General features: G+C 36.8%; 14 protein-coding genes and 1 pseudogene. 5 read left to right on the forward strand and 10 right to left on the reverse strand.

Annotated features, from left to right (window positions below):
- The first annotated feature begins 83 nt into the window (after positions 1-83).
- Complete coding sequence (locus GSQ19_RS10435) at positions 84-650, forward strand: YdcF family protein (protein WP_011317885.1); 567 nt, start codon at positions 84-86, stop codon at positions 648-650.
- A gap of 10 nt (positions 651-660) precedes the next feature.
- Here GSQ19_RS10435 and GSQ19_RS10440 read toward each other — a convergent pair whose 3' ends face one another.
- The 9 genes and pseudogenes from GSQ19_RS10440 to GSQ19_RS10475 form a co-directional block, all read right to left on the reverse strand.
- Positions 661-1,728, reverse strand: a complete 1,068-nt coding sequence (locus GSQ19_RS10440) for a glycosyltransferase family 2 protein (RefSeq protein WP_011317886.1) — start codon at positions 1,726-1,728, stop codon at positions 661-663.
- Positions 1,725-2,510: a glycosyltransferase family 2 protein gene (locus tag GSQ19_RS10445; RefSeq protein WP_011317887.1), complete on the reverse strand. Its 786-nt coding sequence runs from the start codon at positions 2,508-2,510 to the stop codon at positions 1,725-1,727. Before GSQ19_RS10445 ends, GSQ19_RS10440 begins: the two co-directional genes overlap by 4 nt.
- Before the next feature lie 60 nt (positions 2,511-2,570).
- Positions 2,571-3,887 carry a hypothetical protein gene (locus GSQ19_RS10450; protein ID WP_011317888.1) on the reverse strand — a complete coding sequence of 439 codons (1,317 nt, stop codon included), beginning with the start codon at positions 3,885-3,887 and terminating at the stop codon, positions 2,571-2,573.
- A gap of 4 nt (positions 3,888-3,891) precedes the next feature.
- Positions 3,892-5,154, reverse strand: coding sequence for a glycosyltransferase family 4 protein (locus tag GSQ19_RS10455; protein WP_011317889.1), 1,263 nt, complete (start codon positions 5,152-5,154; stop codon positions 3,892-3,894).
- A 95-nt stretch (positions 5,155-5,249) separates the two neighbouring features.
- Positions 5,250-5,972 (reverse strand): FkbM family methyltransferase, encoded by a 723-nt coding sequence (locus GSQ19_RS29985; RefSeq protein ID WP_185479034.1) that lies wholly within the window; start codon positions 5,970-5,972, stop codon positions 5,250-5,252.
- Between the two features lie 81 nt (positions 5,973-6,053).
- Positions 6,054-6,902: pseudogene (locus GSQ19_RS29990) on the reverse strand (glycosyltransferase family 2 protein); the annotation flags it as partial.
- Between the two features lies 1 nt (position 6,903).
- The gene (locus tag GSQ19_RS10465; RefSeq protein ID WP_011317891.1) at positions 6,904-7,608 is read right to left on the reverse strand and encodes an FkbM family methyltransferase; all 705 of its coding nucleotides are present in this window, start codon (positions 7,606-7,608) and stop codon (positions 6,904-6,906) included.
- Between the two features lie 20 nt (positions 7,609-7,628).
- Positions 7,629-8,951 (reverse strand): flippase, encoded by a 1,323-nt coding sequence (locus GSQ19_RS10470; RefSeq protein ID WP_011317892.1) that lies wholly within the window; start codon positions 8,949-8,951, stop codon positions 7,629-7,631.
- A 394-nt stretch (positions 8,952-9,345) separates the two neighbouring features.
- Positions 9,346-11,556: a GumC family protein gene (locus GSQ19_RS10475; protein WP_011317893.1), complete on the reverse strand. Its 2,211-nt coding sequence runs from the start codon at positions 11,554-11,556 to the stop codon at positions 9,346-9,348.
- 1,492 nt (positions 11,557-13,048) lie between these two features.
- Between GSQ19_RS10475 and GSQ19_RS10480 the strand changes: the two genes are divergently transcribed.
- The 3 genes from GSQ19_RS10480 (at position 13,049) to GSQ19_RS10490 (ending at position 16,889) form a co-directional block, all read left to right on the forward strand.
- A complete protein-coding gene (locus GSQ19_RS10480) occupies positions 13,049-14,458 on the forward strand; it encodes a sugar transferase (protein WP_011317894.1) in 1,410 nt (469 codons plus the stop codon).
- Positions 14,455-15,465, forward strand: a complete 1,011-nt coding sequence (gene galE, locus GSQ19_RS10485) for a UDP-glucose 4-epimerase GalE (RefSeq protein WP_011317895.1) — start codon at positions 14,455-14,457, stop codon at positions 15,463-15,465. Before GSQ19_RS10480 ends, galE begins: the two co-directional genes overlap by 4 nt.
- A 314-nt stretch (positions 15,466-15,779) precedes the next feature.
- Positions 15,780-16,889 carry a metallophosphoesterase family protein gene (locus tag GSQ19_RS10490; protein ID WP_153228447.1) on the forward strand — a complete coding sequence of 370 codons (1,110 nt, stop codon included), beginning with the start codon at positions 15,780-15,782 and terminating at the stop codon, positions 16,887-16,889.
- Between the two features lie 94 nt (positions 16,890-16,983).
- On the opposite strand, the gene GSQ19_RS10495 is transcribed toward GSQ19_RS10490, so the two are convergent.
- Positions 16,984-18,204, reverse strand: a complete 1,221-nt coding sequence (locus GSQ19_RS10495; protein WP_011317897.1) for an FIST signal transduction protein — start codon at positions 18,202-18,204, stop codon at positions 16,984-16,986.
- A gap of 343 nt (positions 18,205-18,547) precedes the next feature.
- Between GSQ19_RS10495 and GSQ19_RS10500 the strand changes: the two genes are divergently transcribed.
- On the forward strand, positions 18,548-18,784 hold the full coding sequence (locus tag GSQ19_RS10500; RefSeq protein WP_011317898.1) for a Calvin cycle protein CP12: 237 nt from the start codon (positions 18,548-18,550) through the stop codon (positions 18,782-18,784).
- Positions 18,785-19,085: the final 301 nt, after the last annotated feature.

Raw genomic sequence — 19,085 nt, forward strand, 5'->3', positions numbered from 1 at the left:
AAATTAAAGTTATCAGAGGTGCAATTGACAATCCTTTGGCTAAAGCCAGAGGATTATTGTTTTCAAAATCTAAATAGTATGAGATGAGACGTAAACTGAAATTAGTAAAGTTGATTTTAGCGATCGCCTTGATATTTACTAGTATCATTACTGTGAGGATTGCGATCGCTTTTCAACAATCCCCGGTTCCACAGGCTATTTTTGTGTTGGGCGGTGATGCTGAACGAATGAGGTTTGCAGCAAAATTTTGGCAATCTCACCAGAATTTAGATATTTGGATTTCTGACTTTGCTTGGAATTTAGACAATAATCGTCGGATATGTCTAAAGTTTGGTGTTCCTGAAGTAAAGTTGCATTTGGATGGGAGAGCAACGGATACTGTGACTAATTTTACAACTTTGGCTGGAGATTTTGTTGAGCAGAGGTTACAGCATATATATTTGATCACGTCAGATTATCACATGAGAAGAGCGCAGGCGATCGCAACTATCGTCTTGGGTAGCCAGGGGATTATGGTTACACCTGTGGCTGTAACGTCAAAAAATCAGCCATCAGAATCGTTGGTAAGAGTATTAAGAGACGGAGGGCGATCATTTTTGTGGATTGTGACTAGGCGGAGTGCTGCTAGATTTAACTCTCGTTTGAAATAATCTCTTTGATTTACCAACCTGTAACTTTTAGAAATCTACGCCTAAATAGCTGATATCCATAGCCAGAAAAGTGAGCAATTGGCATAGTTAGTAATGTAACTCCACAGAAAAACCACAGACTTATACAGGAAGGAATTTCATCTTCGCTACCGCGCCAGAGTTCTTTAGTAAATTCGTTACGGAATTTGAAAATTGTGCGTAAACTTTCCCCAAATGGAAAAAGTAAGCAACTCAGAATTAATACTTCTGTATGTAGAGATAACTGAGGAATGATGAAATCAATTAGCGATAAAAACAATGTAGCTGATATAAATAAAAATGGTAGCCTTCCTCTCAGTTGCAGTTGCTTTGTGTGTTTAATACTAGTTAAGTAACGTCCTCTTCCGTATTTGAAGTATTGAATACAAATAGATTTCCAGGTTTTTCTGGGATAGTACCATACACAAATATCTGAACTTATATATATAGCTTTTGGGTTTTTATTCAGTAATTTTTGATTTAATTCAGCATCTTGGTTAGTAATTTGTGAAATATCAAAACCAGAAGCGCCACGCAATTCTTTCGTCCAAAAACATCCTAAATAAACTGTATCAGCATATCCATTATAGTTAGGGTTTCTATATTTAGCTCCACCACTACCTAAAAAGCTTTTAGAAGCCAGTGCTACCCCAGCCTGAAAGGGAGTTTTAGCCACAAATCTTTGTGCGCCCCCCACGTTAAAGGCTTGAGATTCTAATAATGCTTCCACACATCTTTCTATATAATCTGGTGCATAATCAGAGTGAGCATCAGCCCTAAGAAATATATCACCAGTGCATTCTTGCAATATAAGATTTAGACCAGCCGATTGAATTTTCAACGAATTGTATAACAGCTTGACTCTAGAATCTTCTAATGACAATTTTTTGACAATATCCTGTGTCCCATCAGTGCTACCACCATCAGCCACAATTACTTCTATTAAGTTTGGATATTCAGTTGTCAAAAATCCCCTAATCAAATGTTCTATATTCCCAGCTTCGTTATAAGCTGGAATTGCTAAACTTAAGCTTGGATATTCTATATTTGCAATACTCATAAATATAGCTTTAATGGGATCATCAAGAAACGTTTCATTGCCTTAATAAAGCCAATAGTATCAATTTGTAAATTACGCTGATGAGTATACATAAAGTATTTTTTTCTAATATCGCTATGAGCTTTGTAAGCTTGAAATACTTTCATAGAAGATACACCTGTAGTTTCATAGTATGAAATCGGAAACCTTAGAAGGTGTGGTTCTTCTATTAAAGAAGCTCTAATGTTAAAGTCATAATCCATTCCTAGAGGAAGTAACTCATTATATAATCCCAACGTATCTAAAATTTCTTTAGTAAAAATAGTAGACTGATGGCACATAGGATTACCATACAAAAAAAACTCTTGCTTCCATTGAGTATATTGTTTGATATGCCTTCTTAAGTATCCTTTCCGGCTAACTGAGATAGTTTCACCAAATGCCCACAACCAGCTATTCTTAAAATAAGAATTAATAATATTTTCAATTACATATTTGTCAATAAATATATCTCCTGCATTTAAAAACACTACCAATTTTCCTGAAGCCTTACTTAATCCAATATTGAAAGCATTTGCAATACCAGAACCATTTTGCTGGTAGATTGTAATTTTTTTTGTATGATTAAATTTATTAATCGTATTTACAGTTTCATCGCAAGAATTACCATCAATAATAATGTGATTAATATTTTGATATGTTTGAGAGCTTACACTATACAATGTTTCAGTAATTCTTTGAACACAATTTTTTGTGATTGTAATAACATCAAATTGTAATTGTAATGATTCAAATTGATTCATGTTAACTTTTGCTTGTCGCCATAATATTATAAATAAATGATTAATGAAAATGTTTTGAAATCAGATATCATTTGCTATTTGATTTTTTAAATTAAAATCACTATAAGCTATTCCTAGTATTAAACCACATGATATCCAAAATAATCCTCCCGTTTTTGAAAGATTAAAGACTTCTTGTGAAACAGAAAAAACCATAAAAGACCAAAATAGACCTACAAAAATAGGGGTTAACTTTATGTTAGATTTTGATGTGTATTTTTTGGCAAACATGTACAACTTAAATAAAGCATTTAAATACAATAAAGTACCTATTAATCCACCGCTTACAATTGTATATACCAACTGACTATCAGCAGCATTTAACAACTGACCAAAAATTTCATAAATTCCACCTGATCCCAATCCGAATAATCCTAATAATGGAAATTGGTGAACAAACTCTAAATACATAGAAAGTACAGAAGACCAGTTAACAACTCTAGCCTCATCCTGTACTTGCCCTAAGTTTATATTTAAATATCTACTAGGTACTTGTGTTAGTAAAGATTCTAGTTTTAACCCAAAATCTCTAAACAAAAGCAATATTAGAAAAAATAATAATATACTAGTAACAATAGTTAGGGTAATATTTATATTCCTTTTATTGATTTTATTACTACTAATAATATTCTTGAATGTGTAAATCCCTACAACTAGTAAGTAGCTAAATAAAGCTAACCAAGCACTCCTTGATCCAGACAAAGCAGTAAATATAGCATTTATCGCAGAAAAGCATATCCATAAATAAATAGCTTTTAAATTTATTTTCGGCATCAAATATATAATTGTGCTACAAATAATAGTTGCAAAATAAAAGACTGCTCCAGTAAGAGCAGGACTAATTTCGTTTAAAATTCCCAACCCATAATAACCTGTAAAATTCAAAGTAACTGTTTGATATAATCCATGAAGAAAATTAGGAATAAAACAAATATAAATACTAATAAATACACGTTGATATCTTATGAAGTTCTTAGATTTGGAACCCAAAACAAAACACAAACCAAAGTAGATTAAATACTGAAAGTTTTTTACTAAAGGTAAAACCTTTTCTAGTATAGAAACGCTATTTAAACCTGAATAATGAGTAATAATTAGGACTATAAGATTAAATACATATAAATATACAAATGCAAGGATAACTTTTTTTATAGGATGAATACCAGAAATAAAGACAAATATAGTTATTAATGTAATCGGAAATAATATATCATCTATACGTATAAACTTTAATAATCCATTTTCGCTGAGTCTTGGTGATAAAATAACGCTTGAAGTGAGAAAAAATATCCAAAACCATAAAAAGTAATATTTTAAGGGTTGTTTTATAGCATCCATATTTTTAATTATTTATTTTTAATATATTTTGATATAAAGACAAGTAATTTTTCGCTTGTAATTCTAGTGTAAATTTTTCCTTGACTGTTGCACAAGAACTAGCACAAAGCTTTTGATGTCGCTCTTTATCTTCTATTACCCAAATAATTCCATTTGCCAAGTCATCAATATTGTAAGGCTGGCTTAAATAGCCGTTCTGTTTATGATTAATCATGTCAGGCATTCCCCCAATATCAAAAGCAACACAGGGCGTACCACAAGCAAGTGACTCCATAACCGTATTAGGCAAGTTATCTTGTATCGAAGGAGCAACAAAAACATCTGCTGCTGAATAAACTTGCGCTACTGTAGATTCATTATTTAAGCGGCCAAGATAGTGAGTATTAAAACCCAAGTTACTTATAGAATCTGACTTACTTGCACCGAATATAACAAGCTCACACTTATCATGCCAGTAAGTATGTTTTAATATTTCTAGTGCACATCTTAAAAAGTGAAACCCTTTACGTGTATTACTAGCAGCATTTTCAGCACCAAAGAGGATTAAGAGTTTGTCTTGAGGTAGATTGAATTTATCTCTTACCAAGTTTTTTTGATAAGGCTTGTAAACTTCTGTATCTAAACCATAGGGTATTACTTTGATATTGCAATCTTTAAATAGAGAACTGGATGCAGCGCATTTAGCTAACCAATGACTTGGAGTTACAACTGTACAGTTTAAATCAGCCCAAGCCTTAGCTTTGCGTTCCCATACCCAACTAGATAAATCTATATTGAATCTTTTTGGCATTTGTGGGCAGTTGCCACAGTTTTCTTTGTAAAGCTGACACTCTTGATTATAATGACATCCACCAGTAAAAGCCCACATATCATGTAGAGTCCAAACAAGCGGTTTATTTAATTTAGCTATTGTTTCTATATTTATAAGTCCTCCTGATATCCAATGAAGATGAATGATATCAGTATCTATTTTTATAATGCTAGTCGCTATAGAATCTGGAAGCCATTGCAAAGAGTATGAAGTTCTTCGACTCTTATCGATATGTCTAAAAAATAGTTTCGGTAACGAATCTAAATGGGGTTTAAGTTTGGGATATTTATGAACTATTTTGTTGCCTGTTGCAATAACAGATTTATCGTCACTAAATTTAATTTGTACAAGCATCTGGGAAGTTATGCCAATATTTTGTAGCCCATCGTGTAATCGATAGGTAGCTATTGCTGCTCCACCGCGATTATCGTAAGTGCTAAGATGTAAAATCTTCAATTATCAATCCCTTTTTATTATTAAAATACACCAATACATTTACTAGGCTTATTAATTTACTTAAATAATACACCCTTAATTAATCGGCTTTATTTTCATCTCTTAACAAATGTATAGTTACCATTACCTTGTGTACAAACTAAAGAAAAACCAGCATTGACTAATTTATTAATGGACTGCTTAATTCTTAGTTTGTAACTACTATCTAAGGGGTTAAAATATTCGTCGTATTCAACGCAAATAATTTTAATATCAAGCTCATCTTCAATTATTGAATTAATGACTTTATACTCAGCACCTTCAATATCTAATTTTAGTAGGTCAATTTTTTTGTGGTTATGCTCCTGCATAATTGTACTTAGCCTTTTGACCTTGGCTTCAAAATATTTTGATGTTCTCTGTAAATTGAGAAGAGAATGAGAAACATGATCAGAATTTTTTGGTGCATAGAATTTCAAAACATCATCCTTATCCCACACACCCACTTCATTGAAATGATATTTAGTATTATTAATGGTTACTTTTTTTACGTATTGGATTGCTCGTGGGGTCGGATCAAATCCCAGTATATTGCAACCAACTTTATCAATTAGAGACAGATCAAATGATATATCTTCTCCGCAACCTACGCAGTAAACAATAGAGCCTGAATCAAGTAAATTTTTCGGAATAACCCAACCGCCATATTTTGTGCCTAATTCAACTAAGTCATTGCGAGGAAAAATCTTTGTGAAAGTTATATTATCCCTACCAAGCGCCCTACAAATAAAATTAGAACTCTTTTTGATTCCTTTTAATATCAATTGCTTCAAAAACATAAATATTAAATAATAAACTCCTAAAATATCAGAATAAATATTTTTTATTTTTGTGTTAATCCTATTTATTAAAGGCGGACAGTATAAGGTTCTTTGGGTAAAATGATCAGATTCAATATCTTGAACTATAAATGGTGGATGCTTTAAAGGGAAATAAATTTCTTCAGTAGGTATTTTAGAAAAAATACTTACATCTTTTTTTGTATTTGTTGCCTCTCTAGCAAATCCGATATTAGATATTAAATTGATATTAGATAAAATACTCAGATGGTTTTGTGTCCAACAAGAAAATGTCCAACGATATGCCCAGCTATTTGTTTTATCATCATAAGTATCTTGGAAAATTTTAGTCCAATATTTAACAGCAATCTCATCTTTAAGAATATCTTTTAACCAGCCATTCTCTTTGATTAAAGGCCACAACTGCATATCATAGTCGAAATTTTGCCAAGCACGTCTCCAGCTTGCCCATCCCCAACAATGATTATATCGAGAGAAGTAGTAACTATAATGTGTTCTTTTGTGGCCAAACTGTACATTTTGTCCAGAAATAACCGCAATTCTATTATCTTCTCTATAACGCTCTAAAAGCTCCTCACAAAACTGAAAAAAACTTAGATTAGGAAGACAATCATCTTCCAAAATAATTGATTCTTCAACTGTATCAAAAACCCAATCTAGTCCACTCGAAACTCTTTTTTTACACCCCAAATTAACATCAGAATAATTTTTCAAAACCTCACACTCCCAATCCACGCCATTAATAATAGCTCTTGCAGCAGCACATTTTTCTTTTTCGCCAGGGCGATCGCTACGTGGCCCATCTGCGACAACCAAAAGCTTAGGAGGTTTAGCTTGACGGATAGCTTGAAATACCTTTTCTGTTGTATCAGGGCGATTAAATATTAAAAAAGTTACTGGTGTTTTCATACTACTGTATTTTATTAGCAGATTTTAATCTATAAAGATAATCATGATGAGAAAGCTGATCTATCAGATCATAATTAAAACTTAAATATAAATTTATTTCTTCAAAAAATCTTGCTTCCACAAGAATATATTTAGGTTGATACTTTACTAAATTTATACCTTTTAATACATCTAACTCATATCCCTCAACATCTAAAGATAAAAAATCTATTTGAGGTAATTCGGCAAATTTATCTAAAATAGATTCAAGTGTTTTTGCAGGAACTTGAATACCATAACTTTGCTGAATTTTCTGAAGTTCTAAGCCTCTTTGAATATGCTCATATTGACTTTCTTTATTTTTTAGCGAATTTTCAACTACTGACATAAGGTTTGCATAGTGCATTTGTACAAAACTATCTGGAAAATCAGGCGCAACTAAAGCACAGTTATATACAGATGAATTATTCCTGATCCTTTTACATTCTTTATACAAACTAGGAATACCTTCAACTAAAATTCCATGCCAACCCAAAAATTTTTCCAGGTAATAAGTATTGCTTTGTCTATAACCATCATTAGCACCAACTTCAATAAAAAAACCATTTCTGAAATTAAGATAATTTTCAAGTTTTTTATCTAAATTATTAAGCCCAGGTTTAGAATATTTAGAGTTTCCAAAAGATTCATAAATATTTCTGCGTAATTCATATAAATAATCTTTCATGAGATTAAACGATGTAATAACTATAAAAATAATAAAATTGATTGAAATTGAAGCCAGAAAATTTTGTGGCTTTTTGAGTGAAAAAGATTGGCTAGAAATGCGGCAATTACATAAGAAATTACAGTTGCGATCGCAGCACCAACTCCAGCATAGTGAGGAATTAACAATAGGTTTAACAAAATATTGGTAATTGCACCAATTAGTGTTCTGCGTAAAGAAAGGTGAGTTAAACCTTCTGCAACAAACCAAGAGGATGTAGCAACCCCCATAAATACAAACAAAGAAGCCCAGACATGAATTGCTAATACTGCTCCTGCTGCGGTATAGCCATTACCAAATAATAAGGTAACTATTGTTTCAGACATAAATGATATTGGTAAAGCAATTACAATTGAAATCAATACCAACCCTCGGAGTAGTTTTTTTATTCGTTGATAATAAAGTTCTTCACTTACTTCTTTAGCTGCAAAAATCGAAGGAGTAACTGAAGAAGCGATCGCCATTGGTATAAAGTACCAAACTTCGGAAATACGGGTTGCTGCTGAATAAAGACCTACGGCACTAGCATCAACCATTTCCCCCAACATAATCTGGTCGATTTTCATATAAATCATGATGCTTAAACCAGATAACATCAAAGGCCAGCTTTCCTTAAGAAAAGTCTTAGCAAGCGGAAGATTCCAACGCCATAACCATAGTGAATAACCTTTAGCTTTGTAAACGAGTATTAAACCTGCTGCACCCAATCCAATTTCTGCTAATCCAGCCCAAGCAAAGGCAAGTAATGGTGCCTGCATTTTAATCAAAGTAACTTTTAAGAGTACAATGATAATAAATGCGGTGTTTTTAGCAACTACAGTATATTTAGACTGCACTTGAGACTGAAACCAAATGTCAATCGTGTCAAAAGCAGAAAATATCCCTGCCGTTGCTAAAATTGCTACTATCCCAATAGTCAACTGGTCATTTTGACGCAATACAAAAATAGAGCTAACTGTTAACAATACGCATCCTATTCCACCAGCTAACTTGAGCAAAAAAGCTGTCCCTAAAATTTGGTATCTAGCTTCAGGTTCACGCACAATAGAACGTATGACCAAGTTATCTAGCCCTAGAGTTGTCAAAGGATTGAATAGTGCTACGAAAGCAGTGGCATAGTTAAAAAGACCAAATTGCTGCACTCCTAAATAACGAGCAATCCAAACACCTACAACTAACCCAAAACCCATACGAAGAATGCGATCAATGAATAACCAAGCTATATTTTGAATAACCGCTAACTTGTCAGAGCCAAACTTTTGACGAAATGAGAATAAAATCTGAGTTTTATATTTGTCTAGCATTTGACTCAAGGTTAAAAAGAGGACTCAATTTAGGTCATGATACCTTGTGTGGAAAAGTATATATTCTTTCCTTACTCAGAAAACAAGTCAAAATCAAGGCATCGCTATTATTTACATCAGTGTCAGAAGGCAGATATAAGCAACCTTAAACCATGGGATTTATTAAAAGTTTAATTATGTAAACTTAGCCTTTTCTTGGAGGATAAAATTCAATGGAGTTAATAAATTTGTAAGATGTTTTGCTACATTCAGCACGGAATATTTAGCATATTTGCTATGAGTCTATTCAATCTCTGAATTGAATTTATTAACTTTATATTGCGCCTATAACTTTAAACAAGCTAAATCTTTAATGCCTCAGAAAAAACACTAGTTTACCTAAATTATTCACTGCTTAAAGCAGCCTCAATCCAGTGATTTTACTTAAATTTGACTTAATCCTATCCTTTTTGCCAGAATTATTATCTCCAGTATTTTTATGGGAGTAGTAGTAACCGTAGTCATTACTATCAGTAGCTACACAATTCACCACCATTCCCAACACTGACACACGCGAATGCTCAATGAGTGTCTTTGTAGTCTTAGCCGCAGCAGAATTAAGCACACCAGGACGTGCAACCAATAACATTCCATCTGCCATTTTGCCTATGATCGAAGCATCCGCCAAAACACTTAAAGGTGGAGTGTCAATAATTACGTAGTCATAATCTTCAGCAGCTTGTTGGAGTAACCCATTCATACGTTGTGAGTCTAGTAGAGCCGCAGGGTTAGGCGGTATGGTACCAGAAGTAAGTAATTCTAGATTAATTACCACTTCCTTAGCAGCTTCGGCTAGGGTAGCCTGACCCACTAAAACATTGCTTAAACCCATCAAGTTAGGCTGTTGCCACATTTCATGTTGACGAGGGCGACGCATATCTGCATCAATCAATAATACTCGTCTTCCCATTTGGGCAGTCGCTACCGCCAAATTAGCAGCAATAAAAGACTTGCCTTCATTCATCACACAACTGCTAACCACAATTACCTTCAGTTTCTTATCAGAAAAGGAGAAGCCCAAATTGATTTGCAGCATTTCAAAGGCTGCATTAACTGAAGAGTAAGGGTTATTGAGTACGGGTAATTCGGTGATACTCTCACCACGAGCCAGTCTAGCTTTTTGGTCAAAAGCTGGAATTGTACCCAACAAAGGATAATCCAGCAACTGTTGAGCTTCTTCTTGTGTCCTCACAGACTTGTCTCCAGCCTCTAGCAACAAAGCTGCACCAATAGCTAAGAAGAAGCCTAAAAATCCCCCTAATGCCAAATTCAAGACAATCCGAGGAGAAACTGGTGTTTTGGGAAGTAAAGCTTCAGAAACAATCCTGGCATTACCCACATTCTGATTTTCCACCACCTCAACATCTTGCAATCGTTTTAGCATTTGTTCATAGGTTGTTTGGGCAATCTGTAGCTGTCGTTGTAACTGTAGTTGTTGTTGTTCCAACTTGGGTAAGACTCTCAGACGTGCTTGATAAAGTACAAATGCCTTCATCAACACACCAACTTGATTTTCTAATCCCAATCGTTCAACTTCCACCTGCACTAAATTAGCGGTTAGAGTCTGTTTGAGTTCCCCTATTTGTAAATCTTGCTCTGGAATCGGCTGCCAACTACCTAAAGTTTTGCTCACTCTTCCTTCTAGCTGCTCTTTGAGAGCTTGTTCTTTATTTAATAAATTAGCAATAACCGGGTGTTCCTCAGTAAATCGTGACCTCTCCACAGCTAACTGGTCTTGAACCTTTTGGTATTCTGATAGCACTTGTTGTACTGCATTGGATTGGCTTAAGCTGCTCAGTGCCATAGCTTGCTTTGTGTTCAATGCTAATTGATTTTGCAAAGCACCAGAACGAGTTCTAGCATCAACTAACTGTGCGCGCAGTTGAGTCACTTGGCCGGATAAATCATTCAGCCTTTTGACTCCTTGTATAGCTTCTTCTTGTAGGGAAACAACCTCGTATTTTTCTTTGAATCGACGTAGTGCTGCTTCTGCTTCTGTGACTTTCGCCTCGACTAGAGGTAATTGCTTGCTTAAAAATTCCCTTGCGGCTGTAGCTTCAGAACGATTATTGCGAACATTGTTCTCCAGATAAGTGTTCATCAATCTATTAATAATCGCTGTTGCTTCTTCAGGATTAGCACTACGATAGGTAAGTTGTAAGATATCAGTTCCTCGGACACTTTTTATTTTTAAGCTTCGTAGGAAATCATCTATTTCTAAAGGTTGTCCTTGTTCATCTTTAAGCTGCGACTCAGCAATGGTTTTTTGAATTATGGGGTTTGAGCGAATAATTTCTGCCTCAGTTTCCAAAGGGTTAGAAAGATTGGTCACCCCACTAAGTTGTCCCAATTGCTCACTTACACCTGTTAGGGAAGAAACGCCACTTTGCTTATTAAAGAGGAGTTTACCCTCTGCTTCATAGATTGGTTTTTGACTAAAAGTAAGCAACCCTGTGACTCCAAACACCGATCCCATAATCGTGGCTATCAGTAACCAACGTCTTTTTGCAATCAGCCAATACTGTTGGAAGTTAATCAGGTCTTGATCGTCTTGATGGGAAGGCATAGTTCAGATAATACCCTAAAGATTGACACTACTAAAAATTAGTTATTTCATTTATATTGATGTAGAGCAGTAATGCAGATGAACATAGGAAATATTCAACAGTTATCAGTTATAGAATTTCTAAATAAAGCGATTTGCAGTTGAGTCAAATACAGACCTAACCCCCAGCCTCTTCCCTACAAGGGAAGGGGAGTAAGAATCAAAGCCTCTCTCCTTGTAGGAGAAAGGTACTCTATGAGAAGAATTCAGAGTGTATTGCATACAAAGGAGAATCGCTATATTTTTGGAAATCCACGTAGGTCAGTACCTATCACAATAGGGGTATTGTAGGCATTGTTCACTCTAAAATTAGGGTTCGAGTGTACGGGCTTTTTTCAAGCATTATGCCAGGTTTCTCTATTGATTAAAGCTGTGAAACTGTAATCACTGTTCGCTGATTTAATTTCCTTAATAACTGCTACTGACTGGATGCAACCTGATTTAAATAATCAATAAAGATTTAATAAAAGATTATCAAGCTTTTTCCCCAGAATAGCCTACGTATTTTCACTGTTCTTTTTTCTGAGTCAATATCTATTTATCTGGTAAGTCAAAAAAGCAGTTTGTTTTGTCACACAGTTCAATGTAGCATCTTGATATCTGTTGGTATACGTTAGTTAAAGCATGATAAATCTCACTTTTGCCGAATTTTTACGTTTTTATGTTGTTTTGCTTGCTTACTGTGCCAAATACTAAGTTATATTTATTTTCTTATGGAAAATTTTAGCGATCGCGTAAGGCGCACATAACAGCAGAGTTTCGGTCACTGTATTGACAACAATACCCATTCGAGGAATATATGCTGTCAGTAATTGGCTAACTCTTTTACTAGCCTTTTATAAAGCGCTTCAATATATTCTAACTATCATTACAAAAGTTTTTGTCTATCGAATTTACATAGATTTTGTGTAAATTCGCTTTTATCTTGTGACTAACTCCACAGACGATAATTTTAAATGTAAGGTAGGCAACATCTAGGCATTGTGCTTAGATGACAGTCATTACACAACACAAGCTTATTTCAAAAACCAGATATTGTATATCTGTTATTTAAAAAATTGCAAATTTACAAAAATGAAAATTACTTGACATTAGAAATAGGGCAGTTTCGTATCTTTTTATTAAGTATTTTTTTTATAAATCTATTAAATATAAGTACCATTTTACGTAATATCCACATGGTTATATCACCATAAACAGGATTAAAAATAAATGGTTAGTAAATTACTCTCAAACACTCGTCTTTTTTTTTGAGTGACCATACGTTGCTTTTGTTATTGGGTATTAGGATTGCGCTTCTTAACATCAATGCTGAATATATTTTGTTGTGACAGATTTGCAAATATTTGAGATTTTTGCATCTACCGCTCAGAGTTCCAGAGTAATTACTTTTTATATCTCATCTTGTCAGTATCTTTTCTGTAATCTTGGAAATTTTTAGTAGCCGACATACATGGTTATTAGTATTATTGCTGGAAAAAAAATCAGCAATTCACATCAGACACGTAACATCCTCTGTGTATTGCTGCTGATAGGGGATATTTTGGGTTTGGTGTTGAGTTATTCCATCTGTTTATGGTTGCGATTGGGTAACAATCTGCATGGTTTTGACCCGTTAATTTATATCTTTTTCTTTCTAGTTCTCACAGGTTTGTATTTAGCAGATACCTACCATCCAGATAGGCAAATAGCAGGTTTACGCGCCCCATCCCGCATTCTGATTAGTAATTTTGTAGTTGGCGCTATTATTGCAGCACTCATTTACCTTACCAGTGCTTGGGGAACAGACTTGCTTTTGAAACGGGGAGTTTGGCTTCCTAGCTTAGGGCTATTTACTATCTGGGCTGTGGGATTAAGAATAGGGGCAGCAAACTGGGCAAAAGCCCAAGCTCAACACAGCCGTTGGTTAATTTTGGGCGCAGGTAAAAAAGCCATCCTCTTCGGCAAAACTTTTCTCGAACGTAGTTCGTTGGGGCGCTTGATTTTTCTCTCCACCGGAGAGCAGAACAGCAATGAGTTAACAGAAAATCATCAAGTTTCTGTAGGGAGTCTTAATGACTTACCTCAATGGAGCCAACAACATTGGTCAGGGGTAGTAGTGACGACTCCAACAGAGTTATCTGACGTACAAATGCAACAACTGATGCAGTTGCGTTTATCTGGTGTCTCCATCTACGGTCTTCCCGATGTTTGTGAAACCTTGTGGTATAAACTTCCCTCGTCTCTGCTTCAGGATAATTGGCTGGCTTTTGGTAATGGTTTTAATTTAACTGCTGACAGCATTAGTCAAAAGCTCAAGCGCTCAGTAGATATTATACTGACGTGCTGTTTATGTGCATTTTTATCTCCATTGATGTTGTTGGCAGCTTTAGCAATTAAGTTAGATAGCCCTGGCCCTGTGTTCTACTCTCAAATACGGACTGGACTAGAAGGTAAGCCTTTTAAAGTTTACAAATTTCGCTCCATGTATCAAGATGCCGAAAAACGTGGGGCGCAGTGGGCAGATGAACGAGACCCGCGAATTACCAGGGTAGGGCGTTGGTTACGCCTAACTAGAATTGATGAATTACCGCAGATATTAAACGTTATCTGGGGAGAAATGAGCCTCATTGGCCCTCGCCCAGAACGACCAGAATTTGATGTCAAACTGCGTCAAGAAATTCCCTATTATGATTTGCGTTATGTGGTCAAACCCGGTATTACAGGCTGGGCGCAGGTCATGTATCCCTACGGTGCATCAATAGAAGATGCTTACGAAAAGCTAGCTTATGACCTCTACTACATCAAGAATTACTCCCTAGCTTTAGATTTAGCGATCGCTCTTAAAACTATTCGAGTAGTATTACTAGGTAAAGGTAGATGAATCAAAAAGTTTTAGTTACCGGTGGTGCTGGCTACATTGGTTCTCATGTGGTGCGTCAGCTAGGTGAAGCAGGTTACGATGTTGTTGTGTATGACAACTGTTCTACTGGTTTACCCCAAGCCGTACTACATGGTGAGCTAATTATCGGCGATTTAAAAAATTCCGAATGTCTTTCCCAAGTATTTCATCAACATCAATTTGCGGCAGTTTTACACTTCGCGGCTAGTCTGAGCGTACCAGAATCTGTTGCCCGTCCCCTGGACTACTACGCTAACAACACACGCAACACCCTCAATTTACTTCGCTGTTGTCACGAAACTGGTGTTAACCAAATTATCTTTTCCAGCACAGCCGCAGTTTATGGACAACCGGAAACTGCCGTTGTCACCGAATCTACACCAACTGAACCGATTAATCCCTATGGACGCTCAAAACTTTCTTGTGAATGGTTGATTCGTGACCACGCCAAGGCTTCTGATCTACGCTATGTCATTCTACGTTACTTTAATGTTGCTGGAGCCGAGCCTGGTGGGCGATTGGGACAGATGTCAAAAGACGCATCCCATTTAATTCGTGTCACTTGTGATGCTGCACTTAAACGCAGACTGGGAGTAAAAATTTTTGGTACAGATTTTCCCACACCAGACGGAACGGCAATTAGAGACTACATTCATGTAGAAGACCTCGCAACAGCACATTTAGACGCTTTAGCTTATTTAGAGCAAGGTAATGCCAGCCAAATCCTTAACTGTGGTTATGGACAGGGCTATAGTGTTCGTCAAGTTATCGAGCGGGTTAAGGCAATTTCTGGCGTAGATTTTCCGGTGATAGAAGCGGAACGTCGTTCTGGTGATCCGGTTTGTGTGACAGCTTGTAGTGATAAAATCCGTCACGTACTAGGATGGCAACCTAAGTATGATGATATGAATCAGATAATTCATAGTACCCTCACCTGGGAAATAAGTAAACAAGAATTGTTCCTCAATTCATTAGCTGGAGTTGCATAATTAGGAATGCGTAATTAAGGAATCAAGACTTTTCGCTCATAACTCAATACTTGTTCATGCAGAAAGTCCATGTGATTACTAGGTAACGAAATCTTAGTTAAGAATTACAAATTGCGAATTATAAATTGATAGAAACCATAAGGGATCAAAATTAAACTTAGGACTTAAGCAAGAGACTCACTGCAAAAGCGATAATTATGTACGTGTGTACAAATATTAAGACAAGTAGTTCTTCAGCAGGTTAACGTAGCAAAGGTTATACTTTGTGGAAAAGACCTGCTTAAATTACTGTTTTTAATCACTTTTGGAAATCAATGGTGCTAAATTTTCGCTTTGCTGTAGTCAGCGACTTACACATCGCGCTTCCTCACACAATCTGGGATCATCCGAGCCGATTTCATTTGGTAGAAGTGGGTATTCCCGCTTTTGAAAACGCTATAAACCATTTAACAAAACTTAATTTAGATTTTCTTTTGCTCCCTGGAGATTTAACCCAGCACGGTGAACCAGAAAACCATAGATGGTTAGAGGAAAGATTATCTAAACTACCTTTTCCTACTTATGTTGTGCCTGGTAACCATGATGTTCCGGTAGTCATGGCTAATGAGCAATCGATCGCTTGTGCTGATTTTCCCCAGTATTATCGTCAGTTTGGTTATGACAATACTGATCAACTTTACTACACTCAACAATTATTACCTGGAGTGAGATTAATTGGTCTAAATTCTAACTTTTTTAATGAACAAGGCCAGCAAATGGGGCGTTTAGATGCCCAGCAATTTCAATGGTTAGAAGAAGTATTAGCCGCAGCAGTAGATGAACTGGTGTTAGTGATGGTGCATCACAATGTAGTTGAACATTTGCCCCATCAATCTCGCCACCCAATGGCATCTCGCTATATGTTGGAAAATGCACCAGAATTAGTGCGCCTATTGCAACGATATGGGGTCAAATTAGTATTTACTGGTCACTTACACGTCCAAGATGTTGCTTGTGCTGAAGGTGTATATGATATTACCACTGGTTCTTTAGTCAGCTATCCTCATCCCTACAGAGTTTTAGAGTTTCATCGTGATCAGCAGGGTCAGGAATGGTTGCAAATTCTCTCTCATCGGGTGGAATCAGTGCCTGAGTTCCCCAATTTACAACAATTATCACGAGATTGGATGGGCGATCGCTCTTTTCCTTTCTTAGTAAAACTACTTACTCTATCACCATTAAATTTACCATTAGCCCAGGCACAAGAACTAGCTCCCAGCTTACGGGACTTTTGGGCAACCATCGCCGATGGGGATGCAGTATTGGACTACCCCCAATTCCCGCAACAAGTACGCCGCTATATTCAAACCTATAGTGCGATCGCCCACACTGGTACCCCCACCATGATTGATAACAATAGTACCCTCTTGCTAGACAGGAAATAAACTAGGGATTGGGGATTGGGGACTGGGGACTGGGGGGAGAGTTACTTTGACTATTGACTGTTGACTATTGACTATACAAATTCTTTCTTGTCCCTTAATCTTCTACCGACAACTCTCGGCAAATCCCAAATACTGATGTATAACCGTGTAGAAAAGTTCTGCCGCCGACTGGGCCGATTTCACCACCGCAGAAAAAACCACCTACGGGGACATCTTGAATGTAACGTTTGAATAGCTCAGAATCAAAGTTAGGTTTGCCGTAGAGTCCTTCACCACGTCCTACACAAGAAAACATCAACGCACCAACAGCAGAGTTGTCAAATTCAGGTTTTGTTTGATACCGTTCTAACAGAAATTCTAATTCTTCGGCGGAGGCTTGGGAATCTCGCAAGTGGAATTGTAGGCGTTGACCGGGACGGACAAGATCACCGATAGCGATCGCACCTCCAGATGGATCTACACCCAAAATACTACGAATTAAAAAATCCCCTTGCTGCAAAGATAGCTTAAATTCATCCATTGCTACACCAACAAACAATGAATGCTGTGCCAAAGCTCGTTCTTTTTCACTCAAGCTAGCAATCAAATCTCGCAGCACCACTAACGGCACTTTCTCATCCAGTTCCAGAATAATATTGCGTTCAGCTTTAGTTACTTGTAATGGTTCACCAATCGGCCTGCATCCTTGCGCCACGATCGGTTCTAAAACAATATTGCCACTTAAAGCCAAGCCTACAGTACCCTCACGGTGGAGACTACCATTACAAAACAAAGCCAGACGACCACCCATTCCCCCGACGCTAGCTTGTCCACCTAAAATTACTGACCCTGGGTAAGCAAAATCTAGCCCTTGTAATAAATCGTTAATTCCTGAAGAGAAAGCACTAGACAGCAAAATAAAATGCGGCGTTGGCGATGGAGGCACACCAATCAAATTAATCCACGTATCTGGAGGACTATCTAAATCTGGTAACTCTTCCCCCAGAACATGAAAAACCTGTAAATTCACCCCTGGTAGGTGCGCCAAAGTTAAGCTGAGGGCGGCTTCTGCTTCCAATTCTTGGGTCTGTCCACTAGCAGCCGTGCCAATCACACCACCACCACTACAGCCAATCATCACTGGCACAGAAAGTTGTTCAGCCAGCAAGGGTAACACCCTAGAATACTCACTAGCAAAGGCAGAAGAAATGAACACTAACCCCAAATCCGCAGGAGCTGTTAAAGTCGAGACAGCCCGTTGTACTACATCTGTAACAGCTGCTTCTAGAGAAGGGCGAGTTGATAGGGCATTTGCCCACTGCATTCGGTCTGCCATGAATTTTGGGCTTCTTTTTCTGTTGTGGTTGGTCGTTGGCTGAGTTATCAGTGATGAGTAAGAGTATGACAAGTAATTTTTATTCTCTCACCCCGTGGGAAACTATCACCACATCTCCCTGATCTTCTTCATCTCCCCTACTTCCACATTTTATTTACTTCGTTACCATTTTCTAAAATCTTAAAATAAATGCTACAGTTGGCGGTAATTTTAATCGATACATCAAGCTACCCAACTAGCTGATGCAGCTCATTAGGTAGAATGGTGATTGATAGAACAAAAAAATAGCAACTTTTGCAACTTTTCTATACTGTTATTATCAACACACAACGAGACTAAAGCAATGACTGACACTCAAGCAAAAGACATTCAAGACCAAATCCAAGAAGAAGTAGAACAAGCGCGTGCCGTTTGCGATATCTCAGGTAGCAACTCAGCTGAGTGTGCTGCGGCTTGGGATGCAGTTGAAGAACTGCAAGCGGAAGCCTCCCACCAACGCCAAGACAAAAAGAAAAATTCTCTAGAACAGTACTGCGATGATAATCCAGATGCTGCTGAGTGCCGTGTTTACGATGAATAACAATTAAGTTTGTGAACTTTTTCGGCAGACAAGCAACCAGAATCCTTTGATTCAGTAGTTTTCACCTCTGTTCATGGGGCTTTTGCACCCCATCTCCTCGAAACTTACACAAGTTTAAGCTTGTTGAGCTAGTTGTTGATGAGATAGTTCTCAGAGCAATTTGCTACAGTAGGTGCAAAATATTGGCGATGAGATTCTGTCAGTTGCTTGTTTTTTTACACTCGGACATGGTGACAACAAAATCAACAAAAGTATTTCTAACAGGACTTAAGCAACTGGCACAATATTAGGGTGCGTCAGA

It is taken from the genome of Trichormus variabilis 0441 (assembly GCF_009856605.1).
GTDB classification, from domain to species: Bacteria; Cyanobacteriota; Cyanobacteriia; order Cyanobacteriales; family Nostocaceae; genus Trichormus; species Trichormus variabilis.